Here is an 18,246-nt window from a genome sequence, read left to right as displayed (position 1 = left end):
TATGCAATACGATACACGCAAGGCAAAACCTCTTGTTCTGTGAGGCAAGAGGTATGTCTAAACAAAAACAATTCCGCAAGAAAGAGGTGCCAGATGAATAAGATTAAACAACTAATCCAGAAACTAGAAAGAGAAAAAGAACCAATAGATAAACTAATGTTACTCCAACAGATGAATAAAGAACTAGAGTTAATTAAAAAAGACTTGCTAAAGAAAATTAAATGAAACTAGATAATACAATTAAAAACATATTAAGTTCAAAAGAAGCAGAAACTGAATATGAAGAACTATTATCTCAATCAGGACTATTAAATAATGACGAATTAAAAGATGTAAGAACTGCTATTTTAGGTGATTATATCAACTCTAGTTTTCATATTAGAAGAGTTACTAAATATGCAAATGCAATTATTAATCAGTTAATGAATAATAAAGATTATAAAGTCAAAAAAACTAAAGTTGAATTCTTTTAAATATGCATAAGGAGTGGTGATTTATTTAAATACGATAGATATTACTTATTTTTCATATTCATTAAAATTTTAATAGTCCTAGTCAGTTTGCCAACTATAACAAACACACTTTTAAAAAGGAAAATACAATGTGGTCAGTTACAAGAGAAAATTTAGACAAAACTCGTAAAGTCAATGTCAATTTTACAATTGATAAACATCTATATGAACAGTTTAAAAGAGTTGCACAAAAAGATATGCGTAAATACTCAAATATAGTGGAAGGTAGTATTCGTAGATATATTCAATCTAAAACATAATATTACCATATTTAAATATTATATCTTTAATTGTTAATCTTCTTAAAAAATAAAAAACTCTTTAACATTTATGGACAAAACTAATCTGCCGAAAGGTAGGAAATACGAAGTATTTGATAAAACAGAAAATCCAATAGCAAAATACTATTCAGCACTAACTGATTATGGAGAAATGATGAAATTCTCCGATATAACACACCCTAAGACTAGTAATATGTTTGCAGAATTTGATGACTACATAAACATCAAAAAGGAAGACTTAAAAGGAATTACTTTTGAACAACTATTGTTCTATTTAAAAAATATAGAACCAAAAGAGAAACAATCAAAGAAAGATTGTTTAATTAAATTATTAGAAAAAAAACAAATCAAATATGAGGAAGGACTTTGGGATGAAGCAGTTTAATATGGTGGATTGTAATCTTGAGAAAAGTACAGATTTAAAAATCTTAAACTTTAACTCTAATTATATAAGCATGTTAATTGTTACTGATAAATCTTATGTCTATGCAGAAAAGTACTACAAAAATCGTGAACTACAATCTTGTTTAACAATAGAAATATTTAAAGAACAAAGAAGAACAGAAGTAAATTATGATCATGTTAAATATTTAATATTTTCAAATCTTGTTGAATATAATGAATTTGATGAAGCAGAATTTCTAAACACTTTAAGAAAAAATAGAATTTACTTTCATAGATGGTATGAAAAAGGTGGAGTTATTAATACGAGCACCTTTATCTAATGAAATTTATTTATTTTTGCTCTCTCTATAGTCTTTATAAATCTTATCAAAAATAAGATTTTTTAATCCTGAGTTTTCATCAAGTTTTTTATAGAAATCAAATCTATCTTTAAGAAGAGACAAAATCACATTATCAAATTGTTTTTTAAAGTAATCTTGTTTGTTTTGTTCTGAATTTGCTCCATTCATATATTTTTCAATTTCTTCGTCTTCAAATATCTTTTGTCTTACAGTGTCAATATTCACTTTATCATCATCAGTTAAATTTATTCCATATCTTGAGTTAATCGTTTCAATTATTTCTGAAAGTAAGTCTTTAGCAGGAGGAGTAAATGTACCTACAGTAGTGCTGATACCCTCATATTCATGATCTGTTTTTTCTAAAGGATCAATATGATCATGCAATTTCTGTATTCTTAATGACTCAAGATCAATTAAATGTTCGATGTTAACTTTTTCTTTTGTTTTTGGTTTCAATTTTTTAGATAAGTATCTATAAAAAATATAATGTTTTTCTAATTCAACATCTGAGAAATTAATAATTTGAGATAAGTAACTATACAATCTTATATAAGACGCAACTTTAAGTCTGAAATCTTCTCTTTGTTCATCATCATCTAATGCATTCCAACTATCAACTACTTCATCTAATGCTGGATGAAGATTCCCTTCATCCCTATCTTTATCAAAAAATATTGAACAAAACTTTTCAACTTGTTCACTAGAAAATATTTTGAATTCATTAATTGAAGTTTGAATATTATAAAGTGTATTGGGATCAGTTTCTTCTTCAAGTCCAACTTCTTGATAGAATTTTTGAAATGAAAATCTGACTGCCTCTGGGTCATTTGCAAAATCTAATACAAAAGTTGATGCCTTACCTGACATTGTTCGATTTAAACGAGATAATGTTTGAACACATTGAACATCTTTTAAAGTTTTGTCTATATACATAGATTGAAGCATGGGTTCATCAAATCCAGTTTGAAATTTATTTGCAACAACAAGTAATCTATATTTTGGATTTTTTAGACCTAATGGAACATCACCATCATGACCAATTGTTAAATTTAAACCTTTTTCAGTATACCTTTCAGGATCACCTTTAAATTTAACCTCACCAGAAAAACCAACAAGACATTTAAATTTTGATTTTCTCTCATCAAGTTGTCTGTTGATCTCTTTAAAATATTGAACACAAAGTTTTCTTGTTTTTACAACAATCATTCCTCTACTTTTACCTTGTATTTCTTTTGATGATTTGTTGAAAAAGTGATCAAGAATTATCTTAACTTTATTTTCAATAGTAATTTGATGCGAGTCTACATAGTTAAAAATTTCCTTAGTTCCTTGTGCAGTATCAATCTCAATTTCATCTTCTTTAACTTCTTTAACTTTGAAATATCTCTTATATGTCGAGTAATTCTGCAGAACATCGAGGGTATATCCTTCATGTATAGACTGTCTCATTGAGTAAACATGGAAAGGTTTGAATTTATTATTAGTTTGCTTTGTTCCAAATATTTCTAAAGTTTTCTCTTTAGGTGTTCCTGTAAAACCAAAGAAAGAAATATGTTTTTGTCTTCCTCTTGTTTGAATTTGTTCTTCTAGGTATGATTCTAGTGTAAAATCTTCTTCTTCATCATCTTCATTTCTAGTTAATGTTCTTTTTAATTCTTTTGATAGTTCTCCGTTTTGACTAGAGTGAACTTCATCAATAATAACTGCAAATTTTTTATCACCTAACGCAACTATATCTTCGGAAATATAAGGAAACTTTTGTATTGTTGTAATTATAATATCCTTACCTTTTTCAAGAAATTCTCTTAGTTCTCTTGATCCTCTTTCTGCACCAAATACTACTCCATCTACTTTAGATAAAGATTTAACAGTTCCTCTTAATTGATCATCTAAATTAGTTCTATCAGTTACAATAATAATACTGTCAAATATTCTTTTCTTATCATCTTTAGATTTGTACAAAGAAGTGAGAAGATGAGATAACCAACCAATAGAATAAGATTTACCTGATCCAGTAGTGTGTTGAATTAGATAATTATTACCTTCACCATCATCTTTAATTTGTTCTTTAAGATTTCTAATTAATTCTAGTTGATGGTAACGAGGAAAAATTTGCACATCAAATTTCTTTGTATCGACTGTTTGTTTTGTTTCATTGAAGTAATACTCTTTTTCATTTGAAACATGAGCAAAATTCTCAATTATATCTAAAAGTGAATTGGGATTTAAAACTTCTTTCCATAGATAAGAAGATCTGTAATCATTTTCAACAGGTGGATTTTCTATATCTTTATTGTATGGAAAAAATCTTGTCTTTCCTCCTTTTAGATTTGTTGTCATTGAAACTTGATTGTTGTCAACACAGAAATGAACAAGAACTCTTTTAAACTGTAAAAGAGGTTCATTTGGATCACGATCAAAACGATATTGATTTTCAGAATGTTTAAAATTTTGACCTGTTAATTGATTTTTTAATTCCATGGTCACAATTGGAATTCCATTCAAAAATAAACCCATATCAATTGAGTTTTCATTTTTTGTAGAGTAATGAAGTTGACGAACCAAACTAAATTTATTTGATTTAAATAAACTTAAATGGTCTGGATTTAATTCACTTTTAGGTTCAAAATAACAAAGATCTAAGTAAACTCCACGATCTGAAACTTGATTACGAAGAACATCAATAACACCTCTTCTGGAAATTTCTGATGAGATTCGATCAAGAATCTTTCTCTCAACTTCCTCACCGTAAGCATCTTTCAATTTATTCCATTTTTCTTCTTGAGTTCTTTTAATAAAATCTAAAACTTCATCTTTAATTAAACACAAAGTACGATCATATTTTTCGAAATGAATTGATTTATACTCGATTGAGTTTAGATATTTTTCAATATAAGTCTCAAACTTCTTTTCAGTAGGACTTAGGTTGTTCATATCATATCCTCACTTATTCTAAATTTTCCAGTCACAGCAGAAAAAATGAGTGATTGACGATATTCTTGAAGACGTTTCAGTCTCAACGTTTCTAAGTCTAAACATTTTTGTATTTGTAAAAGTTTTTTTTCTAGTTTTTTAACAATATTCATTTGTTCATTATGATTTGGTACTGGTAAATAAACATCTCCAACTGTGTCAGTATTCAGATTAAGTTGAGTTCCTAATTTACCAAGACCTTGAAAACAAGTACCTTGAAGAAAAACATAAAAGAGAAAATCAATATTAACTTTCAGATCTTCAAACCAAACAAAACCGTCATGTATACAACACTTTATACTTGTTATAATTGGTTTACCAACACTACCAGCAATACTTAAAAAAATGTCACCTTTTTCTATTTTTGTGCTCAGAGATGAACCTAATTCTGATAATTTTTCTTTTGTTTTTTCTAAATATTTACCACTAGCAGTAACATCTGATATTCTTACCCAAGAATATTCTCCATTATTATCAAAATACTTTGGGTCGTCTATTGGTCTGGGTGATGAACCTCTTTTAACTATTGAAAGATGTTTAATTTTTTTTACTTTCCAATTTTTTGGAACCTTGCCAATCCATTCAACTCCACTTTCTTTCATCTCGACAGTTGGATAGAGACCTTTGGTTATGCTCTTATTGATCAATGATATACGTTGTTCTTTAAGAAGTTCAGTTTTTTTCTGAATTTGCTCTACCAAACGATCGATCTGCATAGTTTTTTTATCAAGATAACAAGAAATTAGTTTTTGTTCTTCAAGAGGGGGCGAAAATAGTTCAATGCCCATAAATGTTTCAGATCTAACAACCTTTCTAAGTCCAGTGTAGAATGGACGAAGACCTTTTTGGTCATCAAGCATTTGATAGAAATATGTCCAAAAATTTGGATCATTACTTTCGGTAGTTGAAAAAACATCATATGCTGATGTTATCATTCCATAGTCTTTTGATATTCCTATAGTTCTGGGTGTTTCGTCTAAATCAAAAAGACAAAAAATCAACTGATTTGGTTCAACAGTTTGATAATTTTCAAAACTTGCTGGAAACTTACCACCATCATCCATGTTTCGTGGTTTTACACCTGACTTACCCATAGTTAAAAGTGTTAAACTCTTCCAATTCTCTCCAACAACATGTTTGTTCTGATTAAATACATATTTATTTTTAGTTTTTTTCCAGTGGGAAGGGACTTTGTCATACCAATATGAATCAACTGCCTGATACATTTTCAAACTATTAGTCATTCATCCCCTTTAATAAATTTTTTATAGAATCGTCGAGTGATTTTAATTCATGAGAAATATCTTCTAAACTTCTTAGTGGAGTAAATTTATAAAAATATTTATTGAAATTTATTTCATACCCAATTTTATCTTTTGATCGATCCATCCATGAGTCAGGTAAATGGGGTTTCACTTCACGATTATAATATTCATCAATACTTTCAGACAATAAAACCCTCTCACTGTCACGTTTTGAAGTATCTGGTTTTGCATTTCCTTGTTTATCGGTCTTAACCACCCCATCTTCGATTAATGGTTGTTCAACAACAACCTTAGTGTATCCAAAGAAACTATTTGGGTAAATTTTACAGAACTCATTTTCTTCATTGTTCTGATATATCTCAAACAATTGTTGAATTTGTTCTTCAGAAATGATTTTACTTTTGGCACCAAGATTTTTTCTCATTGGGATTGAGAACGAGGTTCCATCAATCAATTGAACCTTACCCTTACGATCAGGTGATTTTTTATTCGTTACAATCCAAACGTAAGTCGTAATCCCCGTATTAAAGAACATCCGGTCAGGAAGAGATACAATGCATTCCAACCAATCATTCTCGATAATCCATTTACGGATTTCAGACTCACCACTTCCCGCATCACCTGTAAATAGTGGAGAACCATTAAAAACTATACCTATTCTAGAACTTGATACTTCCATCTTATGAATTAAATGTTGTAAAAATAACAATGATCCATCCGATGTTCGTGGAGTTCCAACTGAAAATCTTCCATTAGAGTCTTTTGCTTCTTGTTTTACAAAATCCTCATCTGACTTCCAACTTACTCCAAATGGAGGATTTGTTATCATATAGTCAAATTTTCTTTCAGGAAATTGATCCTCCGATAAAGAGGAAAGTGGACCTTGAATATTTTCAGGATTTTCATCAGACATTAAAAAATCTGATTTACATATTGCATAAGTTACATCATTTAATTCTTGCCCAAATAATTCTACTTTTAAGTCTTTATTGATATTTTCTTTAATCCATTCTTTTCCAATAGTTAACATTCCACCAGTTCCACAACAGCAGTCATAAACAGAACGTATTTTACCTTTTCCTTGAAGATTTTCTTTATCTCCTCCAAACACAAAAGAGACTAAAAGTTTTACAATATCTCTTGGTGTGAAATGATCTCCACTTTCTTCATTAGAAATTTCTGAAAATTTACGAAGTAATTCTTCATAGAGTGAACCCATTTGATGATTATCAATTTTACTTGGATGTAAATCAAACTCTGTGAATTTATCTATAAGAAGATAAAGTTTTTTATTTTTGTTTAATTTTGTTACTAAAGGATCAATTTGAAAATTTTCAATTATATCTAAAACATTTTTAGAAAAACCTTGAATGTAATTATTAAAATTTTTGTAAACGTTATTTGGGTCACTTTTAATTCTCAATAAATCAAATTTTGAAACATTGAAAAAAGGTAAATTTAATTGACTCTGAATTACTTGATTAAAATCTTTAAGTTTTTTTTTGTACTTTTCATGCAGTTCAAATGCTTTATCCTTTTGAGGTTCTAATACACAGTCTAGTCTTCTTAAAACAACAAAGGGTAAAATTATCCTGCCATATTCGCTTGGTTTGAACATGCCTCTAAGAACATCATCTGCTGTAGACCAAATTAATGATGAGAGATTTTGTTTTTCCATAATTTAATAGTAGCAAACTAAAGACTAAATTTGAATTTAAACTGTTACTCTTGCAAATGCGTCTATAACAATTCTCTAGTTTATTAATGTTTTTAAGTATTATCTAAAATAAGGTCTTAAAAAATCAATTATAGCGCCATCAAACAAATTGTCTAAACCAAAGACAATCATAAAACCAATCAACAATACAATAAATAACAAAACACCAAAAACAACTAACCCTGAAATTATTTGAACATAATGATATAGAAAATGAATTTGAAATTTATCTTTATTCCATAACATATAAATTGATAGAAAGAATAAGTAAGTGCCATAAATCTCTCCCCACAAATCTAAGTTAAGTAATGATAATATTATTTGAATAGAAAATGGAATTAAAACATAAAATAAGAATAAAATTTTACTAATTTTATTAATAGTACTTTTTTCACTCATTATTTTTTTTTGTTCTTATAAAAAATATAAATTGTAATTAAATTAACCACTACCCAGATAAATTTTTCATAAAGATAAATTGGTATTATAGGATTATAAAGAACTACAAGAAAACCATATATCCAAGTGTATGTTGTGTTATTTCTTTTATGAAATTGAATTGCGTAATACAAAGCACAAGCACTAACAACTAATCTTGAAAGAGTATAATATCCTATTGGCAATGGAAATAGTGCGATAACCAATACTACAATTGGTGCTATCCAAAATATATCCTTTTCTTTTGCTTTCTTCATTTTCTTATTTTTTCTATTATTAAAGTATTCACTAATTTTAAAAAAGAAATCATCAAAAACTTTTTGATAATCAATTTTGTCTTTAGAAAGTTTTTTCTGAAGTTTTGCTCTTTCGGCAGCAGTAGTTTTAAATGCCCAATCAAAATAACTGACTATACTAAAAAATAAAGCACCTACAGGAATGATATAAAACCAAATTATAAATATTCCTAAAATTTTATATTCTTCTGAAAAAGATAGAGCAAATATTGATAATGAAATTATTATAAAACTATAAAATGCTAGTTTTAAAGATGACCAACTTGTTTGTTTTGTTTCTTGATTAGTCTTTTTTAAAATTTGTGGAGATTGTTTTTTTTCTTTAATAAAAAAACTCTTAATTAAAAATGGTAAATACCCCGCTATTAATCCACCCATAACTATCAGTACTAAATTTAAAGTTTTATCTTTAACTTCTATTCCTAAAATTATGTAAGTAAAAAAAAGTTCTATTAAAGAGAACAAAAAAATTGAAGTTAATAGATATTTTTGTTTTTTAAATATTAATCCAGAGGCAAAAGAACCTATCCCAACAATACTTGTTATTTTTCCAAATAACTGACCCCACAGATAATAGTTCATTTTTAGATTTTAAAAGAAAACTTAGAAATGTCTATTATGGTCTCTATTTAAAATCTTATGAACTTGTGGAAAATATATTCTTTTTCCATACTTGTTCTTTATTTCATCAGATATTTGACGATACCCTAGTCCTGATTTTCTTAAACTTATCATAGACTGCAACATCTTAAATTCTTTATCATCTGGGATTAATTTATTGTTTTTATCTACTTTATAACCAAACTCAGAATAACCCCCTAAGTACCGTCTTTCTTGTTTTGCTATTTCTTTACTTGCTTTAATTCTTTCAGAAATATTAGTTCTTTCTATTTCTGCTAATGAAGCAAGAATAGTAATAAACACCTTAGAAACTCCATCTGTATGCACATTACCAATATCAGTAATACAAAGTTGATTATGTGATTTTTTAAAGTCTTCTACTAACTGCAATGTTTGTAGAACTGACCTTGATAATCTGTCTAATCTACTAACTATTAATCTTCCATTAGAACCAAGTTCTTTTAAAACTTTTTGAAATACTTTTCTTTTTCTAAACTCTACTCCACCAGAAACTATTTCAGAATAAACTTTATCAATTTTAAAACCATGAAGTTCTGAAAATGCTCTGCATCTTTTTTCTTGTGTGTCTAAAGATGTACCGTTTAAACTTTCAATATGTGAAACACGGATGTAAGCAATGTTCATGGTTGGAATGGTAGTGATGAAAATTAAAATGGCAAAAAAAATTTCTGAAGTTCAAACCAGCATTGACTTTTTTGATGCTTTGTGATATATTAATAATATAGAGAAACACTACAAAAACCTTAAATCTCTATAAGACTTCACACTATGACAGACATAAACACAAGTGCTTAAGCATTTGTAAATTTAAACCAATTAACTTTGGTAACAGGATAGGTGTGTCTGATGTTCTGTTACTAGAAAATGTGAAGGAAAAAATGAAAACATTAAAAAGAAAAAAGTTTCCATTTATTGAACATGTAAGTGAAAACAATGATAACGGTCATTTATTAGAAGATATAATGGCACTAGAAAATGAACAACAAAGATTAGTTGAAGGAGTAAGACATTACAGAATTTCACTAAGTATTTCTGCTAATTACTCTCACTTTATGAATGCTGAATACAAAGGCAAAAAGATAGGTTGTTTAAATGCAATGTGTTTAGAATATTTTAAGAATAAGAACCGTCTAAAAAACTTATTGTCAAAATGGATTAATGAAATTGAAGAAGAAACTTTAGTCTATGTTCCATATAAAGAACCTGTAAAAACTTATAAAGAAACCTTAATCTATTCTGATGATTGTGAATTAAAAACTGAAGAAGAATTAAAAGATTATATAGAAAATTCTGAACCAGTTAATACTCTACATTATAATAATTACCTTTCTGACAAAAAAGAAAGAATTTTAGGTTCTAATTCAGAACAAAGGTTTAAACATTCTAAAACTAAAATAGCATTAACAATTTAATTTTAATAATAATTTAATTGGTTCCTGCTTGAAAATGGGTGGGAACTAATTAGCATAAAATTTCAAAATGCCAAAAATCCTTGAACAAAAGAAACTAAACAAATACCCAATAAAACTTTTTAAATATGTAAGAAGTCCTTATTGGTGGTTTAGTTTCTTTGTTAATAAATCATATTCTGCAAATGGTATGGAGTATCAATCTTCAAAACTAAAAGATGTAAAAAAAGCAGAAGCATATTCAATTTCATATTTTAAGAAATTTAACTTTGAAAAATATGAAAATTTTAAAACAAAACTAATACAAGATTTTCACAAAGATATAGCAGTTCCATATTTTAATGTCAGAAAACTAACTAATGAAAAAAGATATAAAAAAGAACTGGGTCAATATAACAATGAAATACTACCTCTATTTAAAGACATAGATTATTCAAATACTAGTGAAGTAGAAGAAAAAGTCAGTCAGTTATTTTATAATCTTAAAATAAAAGGTTTAGCAGTTGCAACTTGTAGAAATTACAAAATCATCATTTCTAACATGTTTAAAAAAGCACTTATGAATAATAATATCCCATTTGATGTAATGCCAGAGTTTCCCAAACTTACAGGCAATTCAATAAGAAGACTTGCTTACTCTCCAAAAGAAACCAAACAAATAATCAATGCATTTAGAGATGAATACAAAACTAGAGAAGATATGTTTTATGATGAAGTGGCAGATTTTCTTTGTATGTTAAAGTCTGCAGGTTTTAGACCTGGATTAGAACTATTGAGAATTAAAAGAAATCATATTGGTTTTATTAATGACCCGCTAAATCCTAATAAACCAATTATGAAAGTGACTTTATTAGAAACCAAAAAAGATAGACATACTCAAACCGTAGCAGATTGGTTTAGAGATGATGTGTATCCAAGAATAGTAAATAGATACCCTAATGCTACAGAACTTGATTATTTGTTTTTCCCAAATGAGGAAAATAGAGAAAAACTATTTAATAGAATAAGAAAGAACTTTATTAGAATATCAGACAAGATTGGTCTCTATGATGTGAATGGTCAAAAAAGACCTATCTATACTTTTAGACATTCATTTATCTCAAATAGAAGAAGTAAAGAAGTTGACCCTAATATTGTTGCAATTCACTCAAACACTAGTGTCGCAATGATTAATAAACACTATCAAGATTTATCAGATGATAATCTAGTGAATATCCATAATCAGTTATATCCTGAAAGAACCAGAAAACAGAAAACTACTAAGAACTACTAAGAACAAAGTTTCAAAAAGTCTTATTTTCTAATATATTCCTTAAAAGATGTGGGAAACAGAACGCCCCCTACTTTAAATTGATGATAAATTAATTTTTTTTGAGTATTTTTTTTTAGGTGAATTTTTTATTACTGCTTGTCCACAACGCATAACACCTCTCTTTTTATCAAATTTCATTTTTGGCTCTCCATATAAAGTCCAACCATTTGACAATGCTTCAGTAACACGGTGACAAAATTTTGATGTGTCATCATCTGTAATAAATCTATATCCCTTCATAAAATTCTCTCTATTTATGTTTTAATTCGGCTTGTGCAGCAGCCAATCTTGCTACAGGAACTCTGTACGGAGAACAAGAAACGTAATTTAATCCAGCTTTTGAGCAAAATAAAATACTGTTAGGATCACCACCGTGTTCTCCACAAATTCCAAGTTTAATATTTTTATTTTGACTTTTTCCCTTTTCAACAGCAATTTTGATTAAATCTCCAACTCCATCATCTATCGAAATAAACGGATCAATTGAAAAAATTTTATTATCTATATAATCATTTAAAAATTTCCCACTATCATCTCTGCTTATTCCAAATGTAGTTTGAGTTAAATCATTAGTTCCAAAACTAAAAAATTCAGCATGTTTTGCAATATCTTTGGCTTTTATTGCTGCTCTAGGAAGCTCAATCATCGTACCTACAATAAACTCAATTTTTAATTTATGCTCTTTTTGAACTTCACTTGCAATTCTTATCACTAAATCTTTCATAATTTTTATTTCTGCTTCAGTAGATACTAATGGGATCATAATTTCTGGAAAAGCAGATTTAATTTTTTCTTTTTTGAGCTCTGCTAGAGCTTCAAATATTGCTCTACATTGCATTTCATATATTTCAGGAAAAGATATTCCAAGTCTACATCCCCTATGACCCAACATGGGATTTTGTTCATGCAATTCATCAATTCTAGATTCTACTTCTTTTACTGGAAGATTAACAATATTTGCAACTTCATTAATCTCTTTATCTGTTCGAGGCAAAAACTCATGAAGAGGTGGATCTAACAATCTTACTGTAACTGGCAATCCACTCATAATTTTAAATATTTCTATAAAATCCTTTTTTTGATGAGGTAAAAGTTTTTTTAATGCAATTGATCTATCTTCTTTAGTCTTTGATAAAATCATTTCCCTTACTGATAAAATTCTCTCTTCATCAAAAAACATATGTTCTGTTCTGCAAAGACCAATTCCTTCAGCTCCAAAATCTTTTGCTGTTTTAGTATCCTTAGGTGTTTCAGAATTTGTTCTAATATTTAATTTTCGAAAACTATCTGCCCAAGTCATTATCTTGGAAAAATCTCCAGATATCTCTGGTTTAACTGTTGCCACACTTCCTGATATAATTCTACCAGTTGATCCATCTATAGTAATTACATCCCCTTCTTTAATTTCCATTGAAGATGTTTTAAATGACTTCATTTCATAATTTATATCAATTTCACTTGAACCAGATACGCATGGTCTTCCCATGCCCCTTGCAACTACTGCGGCATGACTCGTCATTCCTCCTCTAGCCGTCAAAATTCCTTTTGCAGCATGCATTCCTTGTATATCTTCAGGTGAGGTTTCTACTCTTACTAAGATAGTATCTTGCATCATCGAAGTTAATCTTTCTGCTTCCTCTGAAGTAAATACCACTTTCCCACTCGCTGCACCCGGTGAAGCAGGTAAACCATTTGCTATTACATTGATTGTAGTCTTTTCATCAAGTGTAGGGTGCAAAAGTGTATCTAAAGAATTTGGATCAATTCTTAATACTGCTTCTTTTTTTGATATTAATTTTTCCTTAACCATATCAACTGCAATCTTTACTGCAGATTTTGCAGTTCGTTTTCCTGATCTAGTTTGAAGCATCCACAGTTTATTATTCTCAACTGTAAATTCTACATCTTGCATATCTTTGTAATGTTTTTCCAATTTTTTTAAAATTTTTTTTAATTCTTTAAAAACTTTTGGCAAAGACTCCTCCATTGAAGGTTCTTCAACTTTAGCATTTTTTCTTGCCTTCTTAGTTATATATTGAGGTGTTCTTGTACCAGCAACAACGTCCTCACCTTGTGCATTAATTAAGTACTCACCATAGATTTCATTTGATCCATCTGATGGATTTCTTGTAAATACAACTCCGGTAGCACAATCATCACCCATATTACCAAAAACCATTGATTGAACGTTGACTGCTGTTCCCCATTCTGCTGGTATTTGATTTAATTTTCTGTAGACTTTTGCTCTATTACTTTCCCATGATAAAAATACAGCACTAATTGCTCCAAATAGTTGTTGAAATACATCTTGAGGAAATTCTTTTTTTGTTTTTTCTTTTACTGTTCTTTTAAAATCTTCAATTAAACCATCCCAATCATTTTCATCTAAGTCCGTGTCTAACAAAACACCTTTTGTTAATTTATAATTTTCGATTAACTCTTCAAAATGATAGCTCTCTACACCCATCACAACGTTTCCATACATTTGAATAAATCGTCTGTAACTGTCTTTGGCAAATCGCCCATTAGAAGTTTTCAAAGCTAATGCATTTACTGTTTTATCATTCAAACCTAAATTAAGAATTGTATCCATCATTCCTGGCATAGATACTCTGGCGCCTGATCTAACAGATAATAACAAAGGATTTTTTAAGTCTCCAAATTTTTTAGAAACCTCTTTTTCTATATTTTTTAATTCTTTTTTAATTTGAGAAATTAAATTGTTATTCAATTTTTTCTTATCTTTATAAAAAATCTCACAAACTTTAGTGGATATTGTAAAACCAGGAGGAACTGGCAAACCCATTCTTCCCATTTCAGAAAGGTTAGCACCTTTTCCACCTAAAAAATTTTTAGGATTTTTAATACTTTTAGATCGTTTTGAATTGAAGTTTAATATGAGTTTTGTCATTGGTTAGACTCGATCAAAGAAAAATTAACATAATTGTCGAATGTTTTACACAAGATCTGAATTAGTTCTAGCCTATTTTTCTTAATTACCAGATCATTCTCATTCACGATTACATTATCAAAAAAATCAAATACTTCTCTTTTAATACTTGCTAAATTGTCCAGAGTTTGAACAAAATTTTCATCATTATTAATACTTGAAAAATATTTCCTCAATTCATTAATTTTTTTAAATAAATTTTTTTCAAGCTCAGTTTTAAAAATACCAGGGTCAGTTGTATTAGATAATTCGATTTTATCCTTTTTTATCTCACTTTCTAGAATATTTGATGCTCTTTTATAGCTTGAAATAATATCTATTCCATTTTGTTGATTTATTATTTTGTTTAAATTTTTTGCTTTATTAAAAATAATTACAGATTGATCTAAGTTAAAAGAACTTATTGAAGCTTGTATTATATCGTTTCGGATATTTTCCTCCTTCATATAATATTTCAATCTCTCTAATAAAAAATCTGCTAATTCTTTTTGTAAAGATTTATTCTCAAATTTAAATCCTTGATCCTGATACAGACTTGAGGAATAATTTATTAAATCTCTAATTTTAAAGTCTTTTTTATTTTCAATCACAATTCTAACAATCCCTAATGCCAATCTTCTTAAGGCAAAAGGATCCTTAGAACTTGTTGGTTTTTGGTTTACACCAAAAAATCCAACTAAAGTATCAATCTTGTCGGCTAAAGATAAAGCAATGCTATAAGGTTTTTTTGGAATTTTTGTTCCAGATCCAACTGGCAAATATTGCTCACTAACAGCAAGTGATATTTCTTTATCAAAACCTTGCACATTTGCAAAATAACCTCCCATAATCCCTTGAAGTTCTGGAAATTCACCAACCAATTCAGATAATAAATCTACTTTGCTTATCGATGCTGATAATTCTACCTTTTCTTTACTAATTAATAACTCATCAGAAATAATAGCACCAAGCTTTCTCATTCTTTGAGCTTTGTCAAAATAATTTCCAAGACCTTTGAAATAATTCATTAATTTTAAATCTGAAATTTTTTTGACCATATTTTGAGCTTTATCTTTCTGCCAGAAAAATTCTGCATCACTTAATCTTGCCTCAACTACTCTTTCATTTCCTAATTTAATTAATCCTTTTTTATCTTTATTGTTTGCTACTACCAAAAATTGATTTGTAATGTTTCCTTTTTTATCAAAAGTAGGAAAATACTTTTGATGATGCTGCATGGTTAGTATTAAAATCTCTTTAGGTATATTTAAAAATTTTTTATCAAATTCACAAACAATTACGTTAGGTTGGTCAGTTAAATCGACTACTTCCTGAAGAAGCTTGGGATTGCTCTGAATATTTATATTTCTTTTTTTTAATATAATTTCGAATTTTTTTTCTATTAAATCTTTTCTCTCAGCGTGATCAATAAGTATATCCATTTTTTTAAAAAAATTTTTATATGTTTTAAAGTCTGAAAATAGTTTTTTCTTTTCTTCAAATTCTTTATCTATAAATGTCGAGTTAGATGAAATGAAATGATGAAATTTAAAATTTAGTTTTTTTTTATCAAAAATGGATAAGATAGATTTTAACGGCCTACCCCATAATAGTTCATAATTTGACCATTTCATTGATTTTTTCCATTGAATTTTATTCAGTATTTGAGGTATGGCTCCTTCTAATAAAGTATGAGTATCTAATTTTTTTGATCTAGTTTTGTAAAAATAGAACTCACCTTTATCTGTTTTTTTTATAAACAATTCTTTTTTTGAAACAGCATTTGATCTCGCAAATCCCTCCAGCGCAGCATCCGGAGACTTTGTACTCGGACCTTTTATTTCCTCAGATTTTAAAACTATTTTCTTTTCAACCCCCTCAAACAAAATTAACAACCTATTGGGTGTTGAGTAAGACGAACTTTTTTTAAATTTAATAGATTTTTCTAAAAAAAATTCATTAAAACTTTTTAGTAAATTTTCTCTTAAATTTTTTTGTAAATTTGAAGGTATTTCCTCGCTAAACAATTCTAAGAAAAATTCAGACATTATTTTTGACTATCTAACCAAATACTAGCAGCTGATTTTGTAATATCTCTTATTCTTGCAATATATCCTGCTCTTTGAGCAACGCTAATTGCTCCACGTGCATCTAATATATTAAATACATGACTTGCTTTTAAACATTGATCATAAGCTGGTAGTGAAATTTTTTTTTCAACTAGCGACTTTGCTTCCAACTCGTGCATATCAAACATTTTAAAAAGTGACTCTACATTTGCATGTTCAAAATTATATGCCGAAAATTCTCTTTCAGCTTGATGAAATACTTCTTTATATTTTACACCATCATCATTCCATAACAGATCGTAGACATTTTTTTGCTGCTGAATAAACATGCATATTCTTTCTAATCCATATGTAATTTCTACAGAAACAGGTTTGCACTCAAATCCTGCCATCTGTTGAAAATAAGTAAATTGAGTAATTTCCATACCATCACACCATACTTCCCAACCAAGACCAGCAGCACCCAATGTTGGACTTTCCCAGTCGTCTTCTACAAATCTAATGTCATGATCCGAATGATCAATTCCTATAGATGATAAACTATTGAGGTAAAGTTTTTTAATATTTTCAGGCGAAGGTTTTATAAGAACTTGAAATTGATAATAATGCTGAAGTCTATTTGGATTATCTCCATACCTTCCATCTGTGGGTCTTCTTGATGGCTGCACATATGCTGTCTTCCAAGGTTTAGCCCCTAATGACCTCAATGTCGTTGCTGGATGAAATGTGCCTGCTCCTACTTCCATGTCATAAGGTTGGAGAACTACACATCCTTTTTTACTCCAAAACTTTTGAAGATTTAAAATTGTATCTTGAAATGTAAGAATTTTCTCTTTTGATTTAGAAACCATATCTTTGCCAGATTGATCTTTCATCTAAAATATTTGCAAATTGGTCAATATGATTTGAAGATGAAAGTTTTTGACTTAACCACCCTTTTGTTTTTTCAAATTTTTTAATTACAACATCTTCACCATACTTTTCTTTTAAGATTTCATGTGCATCTCCTATGCCATCTATTAATCCTAATTTCTTAGCTCTTGAACCTGACCAAAATTCACCAGAAAATAATTCTACTTCTGTTTTATTTAATTTTGCTCCACGACTTTTTTCAACAACATTTATAAAATCTTGGTGTAAATCTAATTGAATATTTTTAAGTCTTTGAATATCTTCTTCCTTTTCTTCCATAAAAGGATCTAGCGTGCTCTTGTTCTTTCCAGCTGTATGAACCCTTCTCTCAACACCTATTTTCTTAATTAGTTCAGTAAAACCAAATGATGAATATATAACCCCTATAGACCCAATAATTGAACTTGAATTTGCATAAATTTCATCTCCAGCACATGAGATAAGATATCCCCCAGATGCAGCAACATCTTCTGCAAAAAAAATAACTTTCTTATTACTTTTTTTAGCTTGCTGACGAATAAAACTATAAATTAAATGTGACTGTACAGGTGAACCTCCTGGAGAATTGATTGATATTGCTACTGCAGCAGCTTTTTTTAGTGAAAAAGCTTTTTTAATAATTTCTTCCTGTCCTGCAAAATCAATACCTTGCTTAAATTTACCAGCATTACCAATGACGCCATTTAATTTAATATGTGAAACAATTTTTTTCTTTTTTAAAAAGGAGAACATATTTATCTCTTAC

Annotated in this window: 16 protein-coding genes; 5 read left to right on the top strand and 11 right to left on the bottom strand. The window is 28.5% G+C overall.

The annotated features are described in order from the left end of the window. Positions 1 to 221 precede the first annotated feature (221 nt). The 3 genes from ACTTBM_RS00420 (at position 222) to ACTTBM_RS00410 (ending at position 1,518) form a co-directional block, all read left to right on the top strand. The gene (locus tag ACTTBM_RS00420; protein ID WP_440634257.1) at positions 222 to 473 is read left to right on the top strand and encodes a hypothetical protein; all 252 of its coding nucleotides are present in this window, start codon (positions 222 to 224) and stop codon (positions 471 to 473) included. A 369-nt stretch (positions 474 to 842) separates the two neighbouring features. Beyond that, the gene (locus tag ACTTBM_RS00415) at positions 843 to 1,178 is read left to right on the top strand and encodes a hypothetical protein (RefSeq protein ID WP_440634256.1); all 336 of its coding nucleotides are present in this window, start codon (positions 843 to 845) and stop codon (positions 1,176 to 1,178) included. Beyond that, complete coding sequence (locus tag ACTTBM_RS00410; protein WP_440634255.1) at positions 1,165 to 1,518, top strand: hypothetical protein; 354 nt, start codon at positions 1,165 to 1,167, stop codon at positions 1,516 to 1,518. The genes ACTTBM_RS00415 and ACTTBM_RS00410 overlap by 14 nt, the downstream gene beginning before the upstream one ends. Before the next feature lie 6 nt (positions 1,519 to 1,524). On the opposite strand, the gene ACTTBM_RS00405 is transcribed toward ACTTBM_RS00410, so the two are convergent. The 6 genes from ACTTBM_RS00405 to ACTTBM_RS00380 form a co-directional block, all read right to left on the bottom strand. Continuing rightward, on the bottom strand, positions 1,525 to 4,473 hold the full coding sequence (locus ACTTBM_RS00405; RefSeq protein WP_440634254.1) for a type I restriction endonuclease subunit R: 2,949 nt from the start codon (positions 4,471 to 4,473) through the stop codon (positions 1,525 to 1,527). Then, the gene (locus tag ACTTBM_RS00400; RefSeq protein WP_440634253.1) at positions 4,470 to 5,756 is read right to left on the bottom strand and encodes a restriction endonuclease subunit S; all 1,287 of its coding nucleotides are present in this window, start codon (positions 5,754 to 5,756) and stop codon (positions 4,470 to 4,472) included. The genes ACTTBM_RS00405 and ACTTBM_RS00400 overlap by 4 nt, the downstream gene beginning before the upstream one ends. Beyond that, positions 5,749 to 7,455 carry a type I restriction-modification system subunit M gene (locus ACTTBM_RS00395; protein ID WP_440634252.1) on the bottom strand — a complete coding sequence of 569 codons (1,707 nt, stop codon included), beginning with the start codon at positions 7,453 to 7,455 and terminating at the stop codon, positions 5,749 to 5,751. Before ACTTBM_RS00395 ends, ACTTBM_RS00400 begins: the two co-directional genes overlap by 8 nt. A 99-nt stretch (positions 7,456 to 7,554) precedes the next feature. After that, positions 7,555 to 7,893, bottom strand: a complete 339-nt coding sequence (locus tag ACTTBM_RS00390; protein ID WP_440634251.1) for a hypothetical protein — start codon at positions 7,891 to 7,893, stop codon at positions 7,555 to 7,557. Next, positions 7,893 to 8,810 (bottom strand): DUF6804 family protein, encoded by a 918-nt coding sequence (locus tag ACTTBM_RS00385; protein ID WP_440634250.1) that lies wholly within the window; start codon positions 8,808 to 8,810, stop codon positions 7,893 to 7,895. The genes ACTTBM_RS00390 and ACTTBM_RS00385 overlap by 1 nt, the downstream gene beginning before the upstream one ends. A gap of 21 nt (positions 8,811 to 8,831) precedes the next feature. Next, positions 8,832 to 9,494: a recombinase family protein gene (locus ACTTBM_RS00380; protein ID WP_440634249.1), complete on the bottom strand. Its 663-nt coding sequence runs from the start codon at positions 9,492 to 9,494 to the stop codon at positions 8,832 to 8,834. 254 nt (positions 9,495 to 9,748) lie between these two features. Here ACTTBM_RS00380 and ACTTBM_RS00375 point away from each other — a divergent pair, with 254 nt between their 5' ends. After that, on the top strand, positions 9,749 to 10,282 hold the full coding sequence (locus tag ACTTBM_RS00375; RefSeq protein WP_440634248.1) for a hypothetical protein: 534 nt from the start codon (positions 9,749 to 9,751) through the stop codon (positions 10,280 to 10,282). Positions 10,283 to 10,349: 67 nt separating this feature from the next. Next, positions 10,350 to 11,552, top strand: a complete 1,203-nt coding sequence (locus ACTTBM_RS00370; protein ID WP_440634247.1) for a hypothetical protein — start codon at positions 10,350 to 10,352, stop codon at positions 11,550 to 11,552. Positions 11,553 to 11,624: 72 nt separating this feature from the next. Here the strand turns inward: ACTTBM_RS00370 and ACTTBM_RS00365 are convergent, their stop codons facing one another. From ACTTBM_RS00365 to ACTTBM_RS00345, 5 genes are read right to left on the bottom strand one after another with little or no spacing between them, the layout of a single operon-like run. Then, the gene (locus ACTTBM_RS00365) at positions 11,625 to 11,831 is read right to left on the bottom strand and encodes a DUF1737 domain-containing protein (protein WP_440634246.1); all 207 of its coding nucleotides are present in this window, start codon (positions 11,829 to 11,831) and stop codon (positions 11,625 to 11,627) included. A 10-nt stretch (positions 11,832 to 11,841) separates the two neighbouring features. Next, positions 11,842 to 14,502: a pyruvate, phosphate dikinase gene (gene ppdK, locus ACTTBM_RS00360; protein ID WP_440634245.1), complete on the bottom strand. Its 2,661-nt coding sequence runs from the start codon at positions 14,500 to 14,502 to the stop codon at positions 11,842 to 11,844. Next, a complete protein-coding gene (gene glyS / locus ACTTBM_RS00355; RefSeq protein ID WP_440634244.1) occupies positions 14,499 to 16,568 on the bottom strand; it encodes a glycine--tRNA ligase subunit beta in 2,070 nt (689 codons plus the stop codon). The genes ppdK and glyS overlap by 4 nt, the downstream gene beginning before the upstream one ends. Continuing rightward, entirely contained in the window at positions 16,568 to 17,464 is an 897-nt protein-coding gene (locus ACTTBM_RS00350) for a glycine--tRNA ligase subunit alpha (RefSeq protein ID WP_440618083.1), read from the bottom strand. Before ACTTBM_RS00350 ends, glyS begins: the two co-directional genes overlap by 1 nt. Beyond that, positions 17,430 to 18,233 (bottom strand): S49 family peptidase, encoded by an 804-nt coding sequence (locus tag ACTTBM_RS00345; protein WP_440634243.1) that lies wholly within the window; start codon positions 18,231 to 18,233, stop codon positions 17,430 to 17,432. Before ACTTBM_RS00345 ends, ACTTBM_RS00350 begins: the two co-directional genes overlap by 35 nt. Positions 18,234 to 18,246 lie beyond the last annotated feature (13 nt).

The organism is Candidatus Pelagibacter sp. HIMB1746, assembly GCF_052047555.1.
Lineage (GTDB): Bacteria > Pseudomonadota > Alphaproteobacteria > Pelagibacterales > Pelagibacteraceae > Pelagibacter.
The sequence above is the reverse complement of the archived record's forward strand: the minus strand, read 5'-3'. Positions and strand labels throughout refer to the sequence as shown.